This window comes from Rhodococcus sp. IEGM 1302 (assembly GCF_030056935.1).
GTDB lineage: Bacteria > Actinomycetota > Actinomycetes > Mycobacteriales > Mycobacteriaceae > Rhodococcus_F > Rhodococcus_F qingshengii.
In genome coordinates, this window is record NZ_JASHKY010000008.1 from 168,970 (window position 1) to 187,303 (window position 18,334).

The window sequence follows — 18,334 nt, forward strand, 5'->3', positions numbered from 1 at the left end:
ACGTACTTCGGGAGCGCGTCAGCGGCGAGCCTCCAGCAATCGAAGCCAGACTTCACTGACCGTCGGATACGAGGGCACCGCATGCCAGAGAGTTTCCAGTGGTACGGCGCCGACGACCGCGATTGTCGCCGCATGCACCAGCTCGGATACTTCGGGCCCGGCGAAGGTAGCGCCGAGGATCACGTCGGTGGCCTTGTCGATCACCAACTTCGCGCGCCCCGAGTAGTCGTCGCGCAGCAGCGAAGATCCCGCGACTGCGAGTTCGATCTCCACGACTTCGACGTCGTAGCCGTCGTCGCGAGCTTTCTTCTCGGTGCGTCCCACCCAGGCGATTTCGGGTGAGGTGAACACCACCTGGGGGACCTGTCCATTGTCCGCCGACGCCGTGTACCGAGGTCCCCTGAGTCCGCGGCTCTCGGCCCGCGCGGCGATGACGTCTCCGCAGACTCTCGCCTGATACTTGCCCATGTGGGTGAGGGGAGAACGACCGTTGATGTCGCCGACGGCGTAGAGCCACTCACCTTGGGCACAGAGGTGATCGTCAGTGGTGACGTACTTGCCGTCCTCGAGGCCGATGACGGACAAGCCGAGATCGGCAGATGTCGGCCCGCGGCCCGCCGCGACGATGACCTCGTCGACTTCGATCACGCCGGACGATGTCTCGATGCTGACGGGTCCACCGTGGATGTGACCTTCGCCGGTGTCCTTGGCATCGGGGCGTGAGACCGAGTTGACGGCAGTGCTCAGTCGAACGTCCACACCGCGGGCACCGAGTGCTTCGGCCACCATCGTTCCGGCAAACGGTTCTGCTGATTTCAACAGAGCATCGCCCCTCACGAGCAACGTCACGTGAGCGCCGAACGACGACAACCACGTTGCGCACTCAGTTGCGACCACTCCGCCGCCGATGACCGCCACTCGCGACGGAACCTCGTGCAGGTTGGTGGCGTCGCGCGAGGTCCACGGGAGTGCCTCGCGCAATCCCGGTGTCTTCGGGACGGTGGCGGTCGTTCCCGTGGCGAGTACGACGGCACGGCGGGCACGGAGCTTACGGGTCCCGTCGACGGTCACTGCTCGCTCGCCGTCGATGACCCCGTGGCCTTTGATCACGGTGATGCCCGCGGAGGTTGCCCAGTCGACCTGGGACGAGTCGTCGTGGTTGTGGGTGAACGAGTCGCGCCGTTTCAGAACGGCATCGACGTCCAGCGGTCCGGCCGGGATCCCGGGCAAGGCGTCGGCCGCCTCGAGGACCTGCCCCGGGCGCAGTAGTGCCTTGCTGGGCATACAGGCCCAATACGAGCATTCACCGCCGACCAGTTCGTGTTCCACGATTGCGGCGGTGCGATTACTTCCGGCGATGGCGTATGCGGCGGCGTTCTCGCCGGCGGGTCCACCGCCGATCACGATGACATCGAATTCGTCGGTCATTGCTCCACGGTATGTCGGATCGGTCCGAGTTCGCTCGGTTACCGCCGGGTACGAGAACTCGATGATGGTTACAGTTGCACCCATGACGCGGCAGAAGATTTTGATCACCGGTGCCAGTTCGGGTCTGGGTGAGGAGATGGCCAGGAGATTCGCCGCGGCCGGTCGCGACCTCGCGTTGTGTGCCCGGCGGACGGATCGTCTCGACACGCTGCGTGGGGAGCTGGTGGCGCAGTACCCGTCGATCAGCGTCGCAGTGCGCGAACTCGATGTGACCGAACACGATTCCGTCGTCCGGGTTTTCGGTGAGCTGCGCGACGAGTTGGGTGGCCTGGACCGGGTGATCGTGAACGCCGGGCTCGGCAAGGGCGCCAAGATCGGAACCGGAAAAGCGCACGCGAATCTTGCAACAGCGCAGACGAATTTTGTCGGCGCGCTGTCGCAGTGTGAAGCTGCGCTCGAGATCTTCCGCGCGCAGGACTCCGGACACCTGGTTCTCGTGTCCTCGATAAGCGCGGATCGGGGGCTACCCGGGCCAAAAGCGGCCTATTCGGCGAGCAAGGCGGGAGTAGCGGCGCTGGGTGAGGCGCTCAGTATCGAGTTGGCGCGCACACCTATTCGGGTCACCACGCTGCTGCCGGGCTTCATCAAGACCGACATGTCCGCCGGCGCCGGCGACGACGCTGCGCTCATGGCCAGTCTGGACGAAGGCGTCAGTGCCATGGTCGACGCTATCGAGAAGGAAACCACCCGAGCGGCGCTACCCGGCCTCAAGTGGCAAGGGATAGATGCGGCCCTACGATTCCTGCCCAACTCCGTGACAGCGAGGTTTGTCTGATGAGCATCCACATCTCGAACGGTAAGCCCCGGGTAGTGATCGTCGGTGGCGGCTTCGGTGGACTGTATGCAGCGAGACGACTCAAGAAGGCTGACGTCGAGGTGGTTCTGATCGACCGAGGGACCAGCCACGTCTTCCAGCCCCTGCTCTACCAGTGCGCCACGGGTCTGCTCTCCGAAGGGCAGATCGCAAGTCCGCTGCGACATCTGCTCGAGGACAACAAGAACACGAACGTCGTTCTGGGCGAGGCCAAGTCGGTGGACGCCGACGCCGGGATACTGACTGCCAGTCGCTTCGACGGGTCGACCTTCGAATTGCCGTACGACTACCTGATCGTGGCGGCTGGAATGCGCCAGTCCTACCACGGCCAGGACGAGTTCATCAAATGGGCGCCCGGCATGAAAACCCTCGACGACGCTTTGGCGATCAGGCGCAGTCTCATTGCTGCGTTCGAGATGGCCGAATCGCTCCCGACTGCGGAAGAACGTCGACCGTGGCTGACATTCGCCGTGGCGGGCGGCGGACCCACCGGCGTCGAATTAGCCGGACAGATCCGCGAATTGGCGATGCACGCGCTCACCAACGAGTTCCGGTCCATCGACCCTGACGAGGCAAGGGTACTGCTCTTCCACGGCGACGATCGGGTGCTCCCTTCGTTCAGTCGCAAGCTCTCGGCCGCCGCCAAACGTACTCTCGACGGGATCGGCGTCGAGACTCACCTCGGCGTGCACGTCACCGACGTGTGCGAGACCAGCATCGAGACGACGGACAAGAAGACAAAAGAGAAGCGGCAGTACGAGACCCGCACGATTCTGTGGACCGCGGGCGTCGAAGCAGTGCCGTTCGCCGAGGCACTGGCCACGGCGCTGGGTGTGAAGCAGGTCGGCGGTGGCCGCATCGAGGTGGAAGCCGATCTGACCGTTCCCGGCCACCCGAACGTCTACGTGGTGGGCGACCTCATGTCGCGGGACAAACTTGCCGGGGTGGCCGAGGTCGCGATGCAGGGTGGTCGGCACGCCGGTGCCCGGATCGCTGCAACCGTGGAAAACGGAGTGCCCAGCCGAAAACCGTTCAAGTACCGCGATCTTGGAACCGCGGCCTACATTTCGCGACGCCACGCGTTGCTTCAGGCAGGGCCGGTCCAGTTGTCCGGGTTCATCGGATGGGTGTCATGGGGAATCATCCACATCGCGTTCCTCGCGGGGTTCCGCAATCGCGCCAGCACGGTGCTGAACTGGGGCGCAACCCTGGCGTCGAAGACGCGTCGGGAACGGGCAATCACGTACGGCGACCCCGAAACCGCTCGGCAGCCGTACAACTGAGGGTTACTCGGTCTTGAACACGGGGTTTCCGGCGGTGTCGATCATCCACCACAGGCTGCCGACGCTCTGTCCGAGCATGTCGCCGGGAACCTTGTCGTCGAGGTACCGATAGACGGGCTTGCCGTTGACGGTGATCTGGAAAGATCCTTCCGGCCCGTCGATGGTACCGATGACAGCGTCGATTCCTTCGACGATCGGCGAATCCGTGACCGAGGTGACCGCCGGCCAGTAACGCAGGCACGCTTCGTCGCACGACCCGGCTTGTGAGTTCTCCTCGTCCGGGTTGTAGACGTAGACGGTCATGCCTTCGCCGTCGACGGCGATCGTCCCGAGTGGGGAGTCGGCGGTCTTCAGCAGGGGTGCATCAGCGGCGGCGGGTGGCGACAGCGACGTCGAAATGGCAGTGACGTTGTCTGCGCTGTCCCCGGAATCGAGGGCGTCGGGCGAGCAACCGGTGAGGATCAGGGCGGTACTCGCAACTGTCGCGAACAACCACTGTCTGCGCATGACGTCTCCGTTCTGGGCGGGAGTGCTCGGGACAAGCAATCGGGGATACCCGTTGCGGACGAGCTGAAAACGCCGGGCGTCCGGATTCCTCGACAATAGCTCTGTTACAGAGCTATTGTGAGGTTGTGGATGGAAGCGGAGCAAATCTTGCGGATGACGTCCTGGAGACGCTCGGACAATTGCGCCGGGGCACGAGGAAGGCGTCGGGGCGGCCGTTTGCGGAACGACCGCTCGCCGGCGCCCAGATCGAACTCGTCAGGCTGCTACGACGCAACCCGGGTCTGTCGGTGGCCGAGGCTGCCGGGCGATTGGGTGTCGCGGCAAACACGGTGTCCACCTTGGTGCGGCAGCTCGTCGACGAGGGAGTGATCGAACGCGTTGCCGACGAGGCCGACCGCCGCGTCGCGCGATTGGTGCTCGCGGACGAGGCGCGCGCCCGCGTCGAGGTGTGGCGTGATCGCCGGAGTGTGATTGTCGGTCAGGCATTGTCGACTCTGACCGCAGAGGACAGGGCAAGTATCGAGGCTGCTCTACCGGCCCTGTCTCGATTGGCGAGCGCTCTGGCAGCGGCCGGATCGGAAGGCGGGGGGCAGTGAGATGCTGACGCAGTGGTGGAGGAGCCGAGCAGTACACATGCCTGACCCTGACGCACCCGCGGTCGAGATCGACTCGGTCACATACAAGTTCGGCGGTCATCGGGCGGTGGACAACCTGAGTCTGGTCGTCAACGCGGGGGAATGCTTCGGCCTGCTCGGTCCCAACGGCGCAGGAAAGACTACGACGATCAGGTTGCTCAACACGTTACTTCCTCTGCAAGACGGTGACATTCGGATTCTCGGTCGCTCAGTTCGTACCGAGGCGATGACCATTCGGCGCTACCTCGGGTACGTGCCACAACAGCTCTCGATCGAAAGCGCATTGACCGCACGCGAGAACGTGACCTGGTTCGCGCGACTGTACGACGTTCCGCGGTCCGAACGACGCGAGCGCGTCGACCAGGCGCTCGAGATGGTGGACCTACTCGATTCAGGTGATCGTCTGGCGTCGGGTTTCTCCGGCGGTATGGTGCGACGTCTCGAACTTGCGCAGGCGCTGGTGAACCGACCGTCGTTGCTGGTGCTCGACGAACCGACGGTGGGGCTGGATCCCATTGCCCGCGAATCCGTCTGGCAGCGAGTGGCGGAGATGCAGAAGCAGTACGGCATGACTGTGCTGCTCACGACGACTACATGGAAGAAGCCGAGGAGTTGTGTGATCGTGTTGCGTTGATGCATCACGGTGAACTTCGTGCGGTGGGCGAGCCGAGCGCGTTGGCCGCCGAACTGGGGCCGGAGGTCACTCTCGAAGACGTGTTCCGTCACTACACCGGCGACGATCTCACCGGCGACAAGTCAGGAGGTCTCCACGATGTCCGCAGTGCCCGTCGCACAGCGCGCCGCTTGGGCTGATCCCACTACCAACAGTCTTGCTCGATTGCTCTCGAGAATTTACACATTCTGCCTCGTGGAAGTTCAGAAGTTGCGGCACGACCGATCTGAATTGGTCACGCGCGCAATCCAGCCGATCCTCTGGTTGGTGATCTTCGGTCAGACGTTCAGTCATATCCGAGCGATCCCGACTGGCGACGTACCGTATCTCGACTTTCTCGCGCCGGGCATCATTGCGCAGTCCGCGCTTTTTGTTGCGATCTTCTACGGAATCCAGATCATCTGGGAGCGTGACGCGGGAGTCCTCACCAAACTCATGGTGACGCCGACGCCACGAGCCGCGCTGGTCACCGGAAAGGCATTTGCGGCCGGTATCCGTGCGGTCGCCCAGGCCGTGGTCGTAGTCGTTGTAGCGGCGCTGCTGGGCGTGAGCATGACGTGGAACCCGATCAAGTTGCTCGGCGTCGTGGCTGTCGTTGTCCTCGGCTCGGCGTTCTTCGCCTGTCTGTCGGTTGCGATCGCGGGGATCGTGCTCAAACGAGATCGATTGATGGGCATCGGCCAGGCGATCACCATGCCGTTGTTCTTCGCGTCCAACGCTCTGTACCCGGTCGAACTCATGCCGACGTGGGTTCAGTGGCTCAGTCGCATCAATCCGCTGAGTTACGAGGTGTCAGCGCTGCGCGGTCTGCTGATCGGAATGCCGACCGACTACCTCGTCGACTTCGGCGTGCTGATCGGGGCCGCGCTGCTCGGAATCATCACAGCTTCGGCACTATTGGGCCGCTTGACTCGCTGATCTGACTCGCTGAACTTCGCTCCGGACTAGTCGCGAGTGAACGGTGGGGTGTAGGTGCTGCAATCCGGAGGGACGGCCGGGAGTCCTTCGGACGAGCGAAGTTTCTCCGCAATCGATGAGAGCAAGTCCTGCGATTCAGGGGAGAGATCGACCGCTTTTATGGCCAGAGAACGTAATTCGCTGTCGTGGAACTCCTCGACAACCGAACGGTCTTCTTCCGGAATCAGTTCGGGATCTTGGCGAGGTGTCGGGCCGAAGAAGTACTCTGCTGCCACGCCGAAGTAATCGGCCAATGCCAAAACGACTTGCTCCGATGGATTCGTGCGCACACCGCTCCGGAGTTGCGAGAGGTACGGTGTCGAAATCTTGCATCCACGTTGCGAAAGGGCTTCCACAACTTGTGCGTTGGTGAGTCTCGGTGCTGTGGCCGGGTACAAGGCGTTCAAACGGTCCTTGAATGAATCGGTCACAATTCCTCCCTCGAGCGTGACCCAGCGTCACAGCTACTTCGCAGTTTTCACATAGTAGACGACACGGTTATTCTGGACTCTGGTCGAAAGTCCTTTCACCTGCGGATATTTGGCGCAGAAAAATTCCAAAGACTTTGTAAAGTATGTGATTTTCGCCGCGTACTGACCGTTCGTTTTGCCAAGGTGTACGGCGGTAGCGTATAAGCCGAACGGTGGTGGTTACGCCATTGTGCTGCAGGTTCTTTCAGCCGGTCCTATCCATTTTGTGTCGATGCATTCCTGCTCGGTCTGTAACGTGCGAAGCGCTGCCGCCGGGCACCGGGCGTCGTCGTGCCGGCGGTTGGCGCGCCGCGTGTTCGGGACTTCTTCTCGGTGCTCTGCTCGACGCTCGCGCGCAGTGGTGGGCCCGTATTTTGCTGCACTCGAGAGTGAGCGCTCAGGTGTGTCCACCTGCGAAAGTGACGCGCATTGAAAGCGGCCGATTGGTATGTCATCGACGTTGGAACACAGTGCTTCTCGTCGGTCCCCATTTTTCATGCGGTGACATAAGGTTCATGCGGTGACATCAGCGCCGCCCGGGCGTGTTGCTGCGGCGGACCGGGCTCGAAGCGCAGCCGGCCGGCCGGACATGTCGAGCGTCGACTCTGCGTCTTTCGGATCGGAATTGCCCGCTGCGCCAGTAGTAGTCGACGTCGTCGCAGTCAGGTGCATGTCAGAACCATGTGGAGGATTACACGTCTTGCACACGGAGGGCGACAGTCCAGGCGGCAATTCTGTCGCACAGATCTACCATCCAGTCCCCGCCGTGCGCTGCTCAACCTGCGGCATGTGTGCCTCGGCCTCGGAAGCGCTTTATGGCACGGGGGTTGCTGACCGGCGCATACTGGTTACAACACAGTGTGTTCGAAGGGCAGGACTGACATGGTCAGTGTCGAGAAGTGGGCGATGTGGGATTCCGCCGTGGAGGTGGACGTCACCGAGGGCGCTGCGCTGCCTACTGCGCACGCGTTGATCGCAGCTGCCATCGACGAAACCGAAGCGGTCTGCGACCTTCGCCGGGGAGACGCCGAGATTCACGCCGTCAACCTCGCTCAGGGAACTCCGGTCAAAGTGACACGACGTATGTCGGCTCTGCTGCGGTCGGCGCTGTGGGCTGCCCGTATGACCGGCGGTGCAGTCAATCCGCTTGCCGACAACTACTCCGAGGACGAATCCATCCCTCCGGTGCACCCGACCCCGACGTTCGAGGACGTACAGCTCGACGGAGACGTGGTGTACGCGCCCTGGGGTGCGTCGTTCGACATCACCGGAGTTGCCAAGGCCGACACCGTCGATCGCGCCGCGCAGATCGTCGCCGCCGAATTACAATGCGGCGTTGCTGTGCGGATCGGCGACGTGATCGCCACGGCCGGCCATGCACCGGCTGGTGGCTGGCAGATTCCGGTGCCGGACAGCGAAGAAGTCGAACTGATCAACGGAACCGCGATGGCGACGGCGCGGGCGCTGGAGCTGCCCTCCTGGGAGCCGAACCAGGAGCGGCCCTCCACGGAATGGGCACAGGTCTCGGTGATTGCTGACGACGCGGTGTGGGCGTACGCCGCGAGCGAAGCTGCGTTGATCCGGGGGATAAGCGCCATCAAATGGGTTGAACAGCAAGAGCTTCGGGCTCGGCTCGTCGACCGATCCGGACGCGTGTACACAACGGAAAGTTGGTTCGGCCCGGCGGCCGCGTGAGTCAGGCCCGTCCGCGCTCTCTGCGGTACCACTGCACCAGAGCATCTGTGGATGTGTCGCCGAGGTCGCCGGGTGCTGCTTCGGAAGAGAGCGCAGGCCCCAGTTCCATGGCTTGTGTCTTGCCGAGTTCGACGCCCCACTGATCGAACGGATTGACACCCCAGACAGCACCTTCGACAAATACCTGGTGCTCGTAAAGTGCGATCAGCTGACCGACGACCGAGGGGGTCAGCTCCTTCGCCAAGATAGTGCTCGAAGGCCGGTTGCCTGGCATCACCTTGTGTGGCACCAGCTCCGGAGCAGTGCCCTCTGACGCGATTTCTTCGGCAGTCTTCCCGAACGCGAGAACCTTTGTCTGAGCGAAGAAGTTACTCATGAGCAGATCGTGCATTGATCCCGTGCCGTCCGCAGTAGGCAGATCGTCGGTGGATTCCGCGAACCCGATGAAATCGGCAGGCACCAGCCAGGTGCCCTGATGCAGGAGTTGGTAGAAGGCGTGTTGGCCGTTGGTTCCGGGCTCGCCCCAGAAGATCTCACCGGTGGACGTGGTCACCGGTGAGCCGTCGGCGCGAACCGATTTGCCGTTGGATTCCATGGTCAGCTGCTGCAGGTAGGCGGGAAAGCGCAGCAAGTCGTTGGAGTAGGGCAGCACTGCGCGGGACTGTGCGCCGAAGAAGTTGGAATACCAGAGCCCGATGAGGCCGAGGAGGACCGGCGCGTTCTGCTCGAGCGGTTGGTTTCGGAAGTGCGTGTCGATCTGGTGGAAACCGTCGAGGAACTCCGCAAAGCGAACGGGTCCGACGGCACACATGACCGACAAGCCGATCGCCGAGTCGACGGAGTAGCGCCCGCCGACCCAATCCCAGAACCCGAACATGTTCGCGGTGTCGATGCCGAACTCCGCCACACGGTCACCGTGGGTGGAGACTGCGACGAAATGCTTGGCTACGGCCGAGACGTCTTCGCTGCCCAGACCGGCGAACAGCCAACGCTTTGCCGCTGTCGCGTTGGTGAGGGTCTCGAGGGTGGAGAACGTCTTGGATGCGACGATGAAGAGCGTCGTCTCCGGATCGAGGTCGTCGAGCTGCCCGACCAGGTCGACAGGGTCGATGTTGGAGACGAACCGGACGCTGATTCCGGCGTCGGCGTAATGCCGTAGTGCGCGGTAGACCATCACCGGCCCGAGGTCGGAACCGCCGATGCCGATGTTGACGATGGTGCGGATGCGCTTGCCGGTAGCTCCGGTCCACTCGCCGCTGCGCACACGATCGGCAAAAGCGCCCATCGCGTCCAGAACTTCGTGAACGTCCGCGACGACGTCTTGACCGTCGACGGTCAGAGCAGAATCCTTGGGCAGACGCAGCGCTGTGTGCAGTACGGCGCGGTCTTCGGAAGTGTTGATGTGATCGCCCGCGAACATCGCGTCGCGTCGTGCCTCGACGCCGGCCTCGCGGGCCAGGTCGACGAGCAGCGCGAGAGTCTCGCGGCTGACGCGATGCTTGCTGTAGTCGATGTGAAGATCACCGGCGTCGATCGTCAGCTCTCGCCCGCGGGCTGGATCGTCCTGGAAGAGTTCTCGCAGGTGAACGCCTTCGATGTCGGCGTAATGAGCGCGCAGTTTCTGCCAGGCTGAGGTTCCGGTGATGTCAGTGCTCACGATCATCGACTTTAGTGGCACAAGCTGGAAACTTCCGCGTGAGTCTCGCTCGCGGGCAGACGGACGCGGCTCCGACGAGCATCATGGAACCCATGGACACATTCGAATTCATTCGATCAGTTCCCACCCAGTTGTTCGTCGGCGGTCGGTTCGTGCCCGCGGAGAACAACGCGACCTTCCCGGTGGCGGATCCGGCGACCGGGAAATCGTTGACCGATGTCGCCGATGCGAGCCCCGCGGACGCGCTGCGCGCTCTCGACGAAGCCGTCGCCGTCTCGTCGAAGTGGGCGAGCACACCTGCGCGCGAGCGTGGTGAAATCCTGCGAGCCGTCTTCGAGAAGATCACCGAGCGAGCCGAGGACGTGGCGCTGCTGATGACCCTCGAAATGGGCAAGGCACTCGCCGAAAGTCGCGCCGAGGTGAAGTACGGGGCTGAGTTCTTCCGGTGGTTCAGCGAGGAGGCCGTTCGCATCGGCGGGCGCTACACGCCGGCCCCGGCGGGCAACGGCCGGATCCTTGTCACCAAAGCGCCGGTCGGACCTTGTCTGGCCATCACTCCCTGGAATTTCCCGTTGGCGATGGGTACCCGCAAGATCGGCCCGGCGTTGGCCGCCGGCTGCACGATCATCGTCAAGCCCGCCTCGGAGACCCCGTTGACGATGTTGTTGCTTGCTCAGCTCATGGCCGAAGCCGGGTTGCCCGACGGAGTCCTCTCGGTGTTGCCGACATCGAAATCCGGTGAAGTGACCGGCCCTCTCATCGACGACCCTCGACTGCGCAAGCTCACCTTCACCGGGTCCACCGGCGTCGGCAAGATGCTGGTGGAGAAGTCCGCGAAGCGATTGCTCCGCACGTCGATGGAATTGGGTGGCAACGCACCCTTCGTGGTGTTCGACGACGCGGACGTCGACAAGGCAGTCGAGGGCGCGGTACTGGCGAAGCTTCGCAACGGTGGCGAAGCATGCACCGCCGCCAACCGGTTCCACGTCGCCAACGCCGTGCGTGAAGAGTTCACGACCAAGCTGACCGAGAAGATGGCGACTTTCACGATGGGACCCGGTACCGACCCGGAGACGAAGCTCGGCCCGCTGATCAACCAGAACCAACTCGACACGGTCGCGGAGTTGGTTGCAGATGCGGTGGATGCCGGGGCGAAGGTGCGACTGGGCGGCGAAGCGCCGGGTGGTGAAGGGTACTTCTATCCAGCCACGGTGTTGGCAGACGTTCCGGCCAGCGCGCGGATTCTGAAAGAAGAGGTGTTCGGACCCGTCGCCGCGATCACCGGCTTCGACACCGAAGCCGAGGGAATCGCAGCCGCCAACGACACCGAGTTCGGACTGGCCGCGTACATCTTCACGAGGGATCTCGACCGTGCGCTTCGGGTTTCCGACGCACTGGAATCAGGAATGATCGGCGTCAACCGCGGAGTGATCTCGGACGCGGCAGCGCCGTTCGGTGGCGTGAAGGAATCCGGATTCGGCCGCGAGGGCGGGACCGAGGGGATCGAGGAATACCTGAACACGAAGTACATCGCGCTCGAGAGCTGATACACACGCGAACGGCCACATCGGGACTGCCAGAGGCATCCGATGTGGCCGTTCGCAAGTGATCTGGGTGTGCGCTAGTGGCCCAGGCGTCCGCGGCCCAGGCGTAGGAGCAGCATCGCGAGAGTGTGGCCTTCCTGGCCCAGCTCGTTGAATCGTTCTAGGACCTTCATCTCGCGGCTGTGCACCAGACGCGGACCACCCGATGCCATGCGGGTACGGCCGATGATCTGGGAGACCTCGGAGCGGCGTTTGATGGCCGCGAGGATCTCGGCGTCGAGACGGTCGATTTCTTTCCGTAGTTCGTCGATCTCCGCCTCACTCTGGGGGATCTCGACGTCTGTCGGAGCAGTTTTTACAGTATCGACAGTATTTCCATGGGGGGCTGCAGCCTGGGTGCTCATTGCTATTCGTCTCCTCTTCCTACTGCGTGGATCGTGGTCTCGGCTCGGGTCGTTACCGATCCAGGCACACTGACGAAAATGCCCCGGATCCGATTCGGACCAGGGGCGGGTGAGCTGTTCAGATCACGTGCACCGAGGTCCGGGGCACGTAAAGTAACGCCACAGCGGGCCGACGGGGTCGGCCGTGTTGTCGCGAACGGAAATGCTGAACATAGCGTCCAGTTTGCCATGCTCGACACAGGTAATCCAAGTGCCTCTACCAGCAGGTGGACGCACTGACGACCGTGTCGGTGGACGCCGGTAGCGTGGACAGGCGATGAACACGTACCCAGCACTCGGTGAGCACGACGGACATTCCCAGCACGACGGGGGCGGCGCGCGGGGACACGACGCGGGTTCGGACGCCCTCCTCGAGGGTCTCAACCCGCAACAGCGCGAGGCCGTGGTCCATGCCGGTTCGCCGTTGCTGATAGTCGCGGGCGCCGGCTCGGGCAAGACTGCAGTGCTGACGCGTCGTATCGCCTATCTGCTGGCCGAACGGGGTGTCACCCCCGGTCAGATCCTGGCCATCACGTTCACCAACAAGGCTGCGGCCGAGATGCGTGAGCGTGTGGCAGCTCTTGTCGGACCGCGTGCCAACGCCATGTGGGTCTCGACGTTCCACTCCAGTTGCGTGCGGATTCTGCGAGCACAGGCGGCGCTCCTACCCGGTTTGAACTCGAATTTCTCGATCTACGATTCCGACGATTCGCGTCGACTGCTGACGATGATCTCGAAGGACCTCGAGCTCGACACCAAACGATTCTCCGCGCGGCTTCTCGCTACGCATATCTCCAATCTGAAGAACGAACTCGTCGGACCGGAAGAGGCGGTTGTCGCAGCCGATCAGGATCCGGCCGAACTTCCGCGACTGATCGCCAAGGTCTACGGCCACTACCAACAGCGGCTGCGTGCGGCGAACGCACTCGACTTCGACGATCTCATCGGTGAGACCGTCGCGCTTCTTCAGGCGTTTCCACAGATCGCCGAGTACTACCGCCGCCGCTTCCGTCACGTGCTCGTCGACGAGTACCAGGACACCAACCACGCGCAATACATGCTTGTGCGTGAACTGGTCGGCGGTGCCGGCGAGTCCGACCACGCCGTTGCCCCGGCCGAACTGTGCGTCGTCGGTGACGCCGATCAGTCGATCTACGCATTCCGCGGAGCCACTATCCGCAACATCGAAGAGTTCGAACGCGACTACCCGGATGCTCGGACCATCCTTCTCGAACAGAACTACCGTTCGACGCAGAACATTCTGTCTGCGGCCAACTCCGTGATTTCCAAGAACACCGGCCGACGAGAAAAGCGTCTGTGGACCGATTCGGGTGAAGGCGAACTGATCGTCGGCTACGTTGCAGACAACGAGCACGACGAAGCATCGTTTGTCGCCTCGGAGATCGATCGGCTGGTGGACCAGGGCGAGACCAAGTTCGCCGACATCGCGGTGTTCTACCGGACCAACAACTCCTCGCGCGCGCTCGAGGAGATCTTCATTCGACTCGGAGTGCCGTACAAGGTGGTCGGCGGCGTTCGCTTCTACGAGCGCAAGGAAGTTCGGGACATCGTCGCGTATCTGCGCGTCCTCGCCAACGAGGACGACACCGTGAGCCTGCGACGCATTCTCAACACGCCCCGACGCGGTATCGGTGATCGAGCCGAAGCCTGCGTCGCCGTGCACTCCGAGCATCGCAACATCAGCTTCGCCGCCGCTCTCCGTGACGGCGCGGAAGGCAAAGTGGCGCTGCTCAATACGCGGTCACAGAAGGCCATCGCGTCGTTCCTCGAGATGATGGACGGGCTGCGGGCCCTGCTACCGACAGCGGCCGCCGACGAGGACGAACCGTTCGAGCTCGGTGACATCGGTGAGGTTGCCGAGGCGGTGCTCGAGCGCACCGGCTACCGCGCCGAGCTTGCGGCGAGCAGCGATCCGCAGGATGGCGCGCGACTCGACAACTTGAACGAACTCGTCAGCGTGGCAAGGGAATTCAGTTCCGACGCGCGAAACGCGGCCGGGCTGATCGATCCGGACGACGAGGAAACCGCAGCAATGCGTGAAGGTGAACCCGATCCGGGTTCGCTTGCCGCCTTCCTCGAACGGGTATCGCTTGTCGCCGACGCCGATCAACTGCCGGACTCCGACGACGGCGTCGTGACCATGATGACGCTTCACACCGCCAAGGGCCTCGAGTTCCCGGTCGTCTTCGTCACCGGTTGGGAGGACGGGCAGTTCCCGCACATGCGCGCCCTCGGCGATCCGGCGGAGCTGTCCGAAGAGCGTCGACTTGCTTACGTCGGCATCACCCGTGCCAGGCAGCGCCTGTACCTGACGCGCGCGATCATGCGTTCGGCGTGGGGGCAACCGATCCAGAACCCGGCGTCGCGGTTCATCCAGGAGATCCCGGAGGACCTGATCAACTGGCGCCGTGAGGATCCGGGCACCGGTGGCGGATTCGGAAGCGGCAGGCCGGGTTACGGCAGCGGAAGCCGCTACGGCAGCCAGGGCGGCCAGGGATACGGCGGCGGGCAGAACTACGGGGGAGGGTCCGGCAAGGCCGCGTCGACTCCCAGTTTCGGTGCCGCGCGTGGCCGCAACAACGTTCTGGTCCTCGCCACGGGTGACCGCGTCAGTCACGACAAGTACGGTCTGGGCACCGTGTTGGAAACCAAGGGCACTGGCCCCACCGCGACGGTCACCATCGACTTCGGTAGCGCGGGCAAGGTGCGGTTGATGCTCATCGGCGGTGTGCCGATGGTCAAGCTGTAGAAGACAGGCAAAAACTTCCGGCCCGTACCTGGAAAGGTACGGGCCGGAAGTTTTTCATCAGAAGCGTTGGGCTTGCGATCAGTCCTGCTCGACGCCGAGGCTGATGCCGCGTGAGGCGAGCCAGGGGAGGGGATCGATCTTGTTCTCGCCGGCGAGATGAACCTCGAAGTGAAGGTGCGGGCCGGTGGAGAAGCCGCGGTTGCCGACAGTGGCGATCTGGTCGCCGGCCATGACCTGCTGACCGACCGTGACGGTGGACGTGTCGATGTGGCCGTAGACGGTGATCGTTCCGTCTGCGTGCTGTAGGCGTACCCACATGCCGAACCCGGAAGCCGGACCTGAATCGATGACCTTGCCGTCGGCGACGGCGACGATGGGCGTCCCGATCGGGGCGGCGATGTCGACGCCGGCGTGCAGGGTGCCCCAGCGGGTGCCGAAATTGGACGTGAACGTGCCAACTGCCGGCAGGACGAACAGCGGGCGACGGGCAGCGGCTTCGCGTGCTGCGCGCTCGTCACTGAAACGCTGGCCCTTGGCAAGCAGGTTGCTGAACTGGGAGAGGTCGGTCGGCGCTGCGACGTTGAGGACCTGCGGAGCGTCGGCCTCGGTGGTGGCTGCCGTGGAGGTGGCCGGAGCGAACTGAGCGGCCTGCGGTTCTGCGGTGGTACCGATCGCGGAGGACTCGTTGGCGAGTGCAACTTCCGAGTGGTCGGCGGCAGAAGAGGAACCGTCGTTGACAACTGCCTGGCCCGCGGCGACAACCGCGCCGGCTGCAACTGCCAGAACGGCGGCGCGGCCCTTGAGAGCGGAGGGAGGGGTGGGGAGTCGGTGAGCACCGCTGCGGCGAACCGGAGATTCGACATCGACTGTCGGTGCGGAGGAAGCGTAAGTGGGGGTGCTGATCACGTCGGACTCGACGAACTCGTGAGAGTCGGAATCTGACGACGTGGAGGATGAATTTCGAGTGAACATATCGGTAGAGATCTCAGAACTTTTGGTCTCGGTGTAACGCCTGGCCGAGTGCGTTGGATAAGTGGTCGTGACCTCGTCTGGAGCTGAGTTCGAGAACCTACTAGCGGTGAACTGGCTGCGGTGATGCATATGCCGGTTCTCTCCTCGAGTTCGTGATCAGCCCGTGACTTAGACCGACTGACGGTAACGAAATGATTGCGATGGGCGCAAGCCGTAGCGGAAACCTGTCCGATTATGTGACGTGCCTCACAGCTTGACCTGGGAATATGTCGATCCGGGCAAAACGGACGAATCATCTCGTTTCGTGATCACGCGTGTCACAACCGGATCACCGGTCCATTCAGGCACTACCGTCGATCGAGTGTCCACAACACCTGGAACTACGTCGCAGGCGCGTTTCGACGACCCCGGAGTGAAGTCCGGGGCGCCACTCGCGGCGGTAATCGGACTGCTCGGTGCCGTCGGAGTGGCAGCCAGTCCCGTCGTCGGAGTCGGGAGTGGCCGCGGGGTCGACACGACGGGGGCTCTTGCTTCCGCCGCTCTCTTCGCTGCCGTCTGCACGATCGTCGTGCCGCTGGTTGCGGTGCTCACCTCGGGGCGCAGGCCCGCCTTCGCAGGTGGACTCCTGGCAGGTATCGGCGCGGTGTCCCTCGGCGCGGCGATCCTCGACGTTCAGTTGTTCGTCGACGCAATCGATGCAAACCGCTTGGACCTTTTCCGTCCGATTTCGGCGGGTTCGATCGATGCGGGTCCGGGCGCTTATCTCGCGCTCGCGGGCCACGGACTTCTTGTGGTGTCCGGTGTCCTCGGCTTCATGGTCGTCCATCGTGAATCGGAGCGGGACGGATACGGCAGCGCTCGCGCCGCGGAATTCGACGGGCGATCGGTTGGCGGGCGGATCGGTGGGTGGCCGACAGCGCTGCTGATTCTGGCCGCGGTGGTGTTCGTGCTCTCCCTGTTCGGTCCTTCCTTCAGTTCGCAGGATCCGATCTTTCTGGTCAAACCGCTCGTCGACTCGGCGGCGGCCACCGCCGTCGGTACGGGATTGGTCGGCGTCGCGGTACTCGTTGCGGTCGCGGCGGCATTGACGTCCATCTCGCTACCGGTGGGCTGCGGCGCCCTGATCGGTGTCGGTCTCGGCGCACTCGCAGTCAGTGGAACCAGGGTGATGGCTGGGTTCGCGGCCGGCGATCGGATCGGCGTCGGTTCGGGATCGGTGGTCGGGGCGCTGGCCGCCGTGGTCATCGCCGTGATCGGAGTTTCAGCTCCCTACCTCGCATCCAGGCGTGAAAGAGATGCGATTCCCGCTGAAAGTGTGGTTCGCGCACCCGCGAAGACGACAAAGGGTGCGCTGAAAGCGGCGATGGTGGCTCAGTCCCGGGCGGCGCAAGCGCGGGTGAACAGACTTCACCGCGTTGCCGGTATCGGCGCAGTTGTCACCGCAGCAGTGGCGGCCCTGGGGGTGGCACTTCCGGTCCTGTCGTTGCCGGAGAACATCCCCGAACCGTCCATGCTCTCGTCTCGAGTTGTCTTGCTCGCGGCTGCTGTACTGCTGGTCGCCGGTCTGGGCTTGTTCGCCCCGGGCCGCGCCGCGGTGGTGCGGCCGGCCGTCGGCGTGTTGTGGACCACGGTCGTGATGGGAGTCGCCGCTGTCATGCAGTCGGCTGTCATCGCCACGGACGTACCGGGCGTCGGGTTGGGGGCCGGTGCCTTCGTGCTCTGCGGCGCGGCTTTCCTCGCTGCGGCGACGGGACTGCTCGTCTGGCTGGCGGGAAGCGCCGAGCGTGAGGATGTCGACACGTCGGTAGGTGGCGGTTCGCGAGGGCTGGTGCTTATCGTCGGTGGGATCGGCGCCGTCGCTGTCCTGATCGGAACCGCGCTTCCCCTCTATCAGGGCGACGCCTATACGGCGGCCTCAGTTCTGGAGTGGCCGTGGGGAATTGACGTCTGGGGTCAACTGCTCGTCGGCGTCACCGTCGTGATCGCCGCTGTGATCGCAGCGTCCGCGCGGCCGTCGCGGGGCGCGGCATTGCTGATCGGATCTGCCGTGGCAGCTCTGGTGTACGTCGGTGAGTGGCCACTCACGTCATCGCGCATATCGGACGCAACCGTGGGGGTGGGTGCGATCACAGCGGCCACGGGCATAGTGTTGCTTCTCGTTGCAGCGTTCTCGAGCGCAAGAATCAGTGAGACTGATGCTTGACAAATTCGGTGTGGCCACCTTGCCGAATCGGTGAGGCGTGCCTCATCGAGCAATTGCGCGTGACTTGGGCCACATAGCATCAATGCGGGCGCAAACCGAACGCGGCAACTGGTTAAAGTCCAGAACAGACCCGCTCCTACCCCTCGAGCGGGTGACAACGCAGACGAGACGGTGAGCAGATGGATCTCTTCGAATACCAGGCGAAGGAACTCTTCGCCAAGCA

The 18,334-nt window shown here is 63.5% G+C and carries 15 protein-coding genes and 1 pseudogene; 9 read left to right on the top strand and 7 right to left on the bottom strand.

What is annotated here, in order from left to right; all coding sequences use genetic code 11:
* Positions 1-18 precede the first annotated feature (18 nt).
* A complete protein-coding gene (locus tag QM609_RS15120) occupies positions 19-1,428 on the bottom strand; it encodes a dihydrolipoyl dehydrogenase family protein (RefSeq protein ID WP_030534884.1) in 1,410 nt (469 codons plus the stop codon).
* An 82-nt stretch (positions 1,429-1,510) separates the two neighbouring features.
* On the opposite strand from QM609_RS15120, the gene QM609_RS15125 reads away from it, so the two are divergent.
* Entirely contained in the window at positions 1,511-2,263 is a 753-nt protein-coding gene (locus QM609_RS15125) for an SDR family oxidoreductase (RefSeq protein WP_007727631.1), read from the top strand.
* Positions 2,263-3,585 carry an NAD(P)/FAD-dependent oxidoreductase gene (locus QM609_RS15130; protein ID WP_003946361.1) on the top strand — a complete coding sequence of 441 codons (1,323 nt, stop codon included), beginning with the start codon at positions 2,263-2,265 and terminating at the stop codon, positions 3,583-3,585. Before QM609_RS15125 ends, QM609_RS15130 begins: the two co-directional genes overlap by 1 nt.
* Before the next feature lie 3 nt (positions 3,586-3,588).
* On the opposite strand, the gene QM609_RS15135 is transcribed toward QM609_RS15130, so the two are convergent.
* Positions 3,589-4,092: a COG4315 family predicted lipoprotein gene (locus QM609_RS15135; RefSeq protein WP_007727629.1), complete on the bottom strand. Its 504-nt coding sequence runs from the start codon at positions 4,090-4,092 to the stop codon at positions 3,589-3,591.
* A 125-nt stretch (positions 4,093-4,217) separates the two neighbouring features.
* Here QM609_RS15135 and QM609_RS15140 point away from each other — a divergent pair, with 125 nt between their 5' ends.
* The 3 genes and pseudogenes from QM609_RS15140 (at position 4,218) to QM609_RS15150 (ending at position 6,318) form a co-directional block, all read left to right on the top strand.
* Entirely contained in the window at positions 4,218-4,688 is a 471-nt protein-coding gene (locus tag QM609_RS15140; protein ID WP_007727626.1) for a MarR family winged helix-turn-helix transcriptional regulator, read from the top strand.
* Positions 4,689-4,725: 37 nt separating this feature from the next.
* Positions 4,726-5,540 (top strand): annotated as a pseudogene (locus tag QM609_RS15145) (ABC transporter ATP-binding protein).
* Positions 5,500-6,318: an ABC transporter permease gene (locus QM609_RS15150; RefSeq protein WP_007727621.1), complete on the top strand. Its 819-nt coding sequence runs from the start codon at positions 5,500-5,502 to the stop codon at positions 6,316-6,318. The pseudogene QM609_RS15145 and the gene QM609_RS15150 overlap by 41 nt, the downstream one beginning before the upstream one ends.
* A 26-nt stretch (positions 6,319-6,344) precedes the next feature.
* On the opposite strand, the gene QM609_RS15155 is transcribed toward QM609_RS15150, so the two are convergent.
* Together QM609_RS15155 and QM609_RS15160 are read right to left on the bottom strand one after the other, a co-directional pair.
* Positions 6,345-6,788 carry a helix-turn-helix domain-containing protein gene (locus QM609_RS15155; protein ID WP_003946341.1) on the bottom strand — a complete coding sequence of 148 codons (444 nt, stop codon included), beginning with the start codon at positions 6,786-6,788 and terminating at the stop codon, positions 6,345-6,347.
* A gap of 552 nt (positions 6,789-7,340) precedes the next feature.
* On the bottom strand, positions 7,341-7,499 hold the full coding sequence (locus QM609_RS15160; protein ID WP_155277906.1) for a hypothetical protein: 159 nt from the start codon (positions 7,497-7,499) through the stop codon (positions 7,341-7,343).
* A 210-nt stretch (positions 7,500-7,709) separates the two neighbouring features.
* Here QM609_RS15160 and QM609_RS15165 point away from each other — a divergent pair, with 210 nt between their 5' ends.
* A complete protein-coding gene (locus QM609_RS15165) occupies positions 7,710-8,522 on the top strand; it encodes an FAD:protein FMN transferase (RefSeq protein ID WP_007727618.1) in 813 nt (270 codons plus the stop codon).
* Between the two features lies 1 nt (position 8,523).
* Here QM609_RS15165 and pgi read toward each other — a convergent pair whose 3' ends face one another.
* Entirely contained in the window at positions 8,524-10,179 is a 1,656-nt protein-coding gene (gene pgi, locus QM609_RS15170; RefSeq protein WP_007727615.1) for a glucose-6-phosphate isomerase, read from the bottom strand.
* Positions 10,180-10,271: 92 nt separating this feature from the next.
* On the opposite strand from pgi, the gene QM609_RS15175 reads away from it, so the two are divergent.
* Entirely contained in the window at positions 10,272-11,726 is a 1,455-nt protein-coding gene (locus tag QM609_RS15175; protein ID WP_007727613.1) for an NAD-dependent succinate-semialdehyde dehydrogenase, read from the top strand.
* Positions 11,727-11,800: 74 nt separating this feature from the next.
* On the opposite strand, the gene QM609_RS15180 is transcribed toward QM609_RS15175, so the two are convergent.
* Positions 11,801-12,127: a chorismate mutase gene (locus QM609_RS15180; protein ID WP_003946362.1), complete on the bottom strand. Its 327-nt coding sequence runs from the start codon at positions 12,125-12,127 to the stop codon at positions 11,801-11,803.
* A 316-nt stretch (positions 12,128-12,443) separates the two neighbouring features.
* Here QM609_RS15180 and pcrA point away from each other — a divergent pair, with 316 nt between their 5' ends.
* Positions 12,444-14,936, top strand: a complete 2,493-nt coding sequence (gene pcrA / locus QM609_RS15185) for a DNA helicase PcrA (protein WP_003946394.1) — start codon at positions 12,444-12,446, stop codon at positions 14,934-14,936.
* Positions 14,937-15,014: 78 nt separating this feature from the next.
* On the opposite strand, the gene QM609_RS15190 is transcribed toward pcrA, so the two are convergent.
* The gene (locus QM609_RS15190; RefSeq protein WP_030534879.1) at positions 15,015-16,037 is read right to left on the bottom strand and encodes a M23 family metallopeptidase; all 1,023 of its coding nucleotides are present in this window, start codon (positions 16,035-16,037) and stop codon (positions 15,015-15,017) included.
* Positions 16,038-16,269: 232 nt separating this feature from the next.
* Between QM609_RS15190 and QM609_RS15195 the strand changes: the two genes are divergently transcribed.
* A complete protein-coding gene (locus tag QM609_RS15195) occupies positions 16,270-18,111 on the top strand; it encodes a hypothetical protein (RefSeq protein ID WP_228232787.1) in 1,842 nt (613 codons plus the stop codon).
* Positions 18,112-18,334 lie beyond the last annotated feature (223 nt).

Bases quoted from the DNA above. Each gene is read 5' to 3' on its own strand.
- QM609_RS15190 (WP_030534879.1), bottom strand. From the start codon at position 16,037: ATGCATCACCGCAGCCAGTTCACCGCTAGTAGGTTCTCGAACTCAGCT.
- pcrA (WP_003946394.1), top strand. From the start codon at position 12,444: ATGAACACGTACCCAGCACTCGGTGAGCACGACGGACATTCCCAGCAC.
- QM609_RS15135 (WP_007727629.1), bottom strand. From the start codon at position 4,092: ATGCGCAGACAGTGGTTGTTCGCGACAGTTGCGAGTACCGCCCTGATC.
- QM609_RS15160 (WP_155277906.1), bottom strand. From the start codon at position 7,499: ATGCACCTGACTGCGACGACGTCGACTACTACTGGCGCAGCGGGCAAT.
- QM609_RS15150 (WP_007727621.1), top strand. From the start codon at position 5,500: ATGTCCGCAGTGCCCGTCGCACAGCGCGCCGCTTGGGCTGATCCCACT.
- QM609_RS15165 (WP_007727618.1), top strand. From the start codon at position 7,710: ATGGTCAGTGTCGAGAAGTGGGCGATGTGGGATTCCGCCGTGGAGGTG.
- QM609_RS15180 (WP_003946362.1), bottom strand. From the start codon at position 12,127: ATGAGCACCCAGGCTGCAGCCCCCCATGGAAATACTGTCGATACTGTA.
- QM609_RS15125 (WP_007727631.1), top strand. From the start codon at position 1,511: ATGACGCGGCAGAAGATTTTGATCACCGGTGCCAGTTCGGGTCTGGGT.
- QM609_RS15175 (WP_007727613.1), top strand. From the start codon at position 10,272: ATGGACACATTCGAATTCATTCGATCAGTTCCCACCCAGTTGTTCGTC.
- QM609_RS15130 (WP_003946361.1), top strand. From the start codon at position 2,263: ATGAGCATCCACATCTCGAACGGTAAGCCCCGGGTAGTGATCGTCGGT.
- QM609_RS15120 (WP_030534884.1), bottom strand. From the start codon at position 1,428: ATGACCGACGAATTCGATGTCATCGTGATCGGCGGTGGACCCGCCGGC.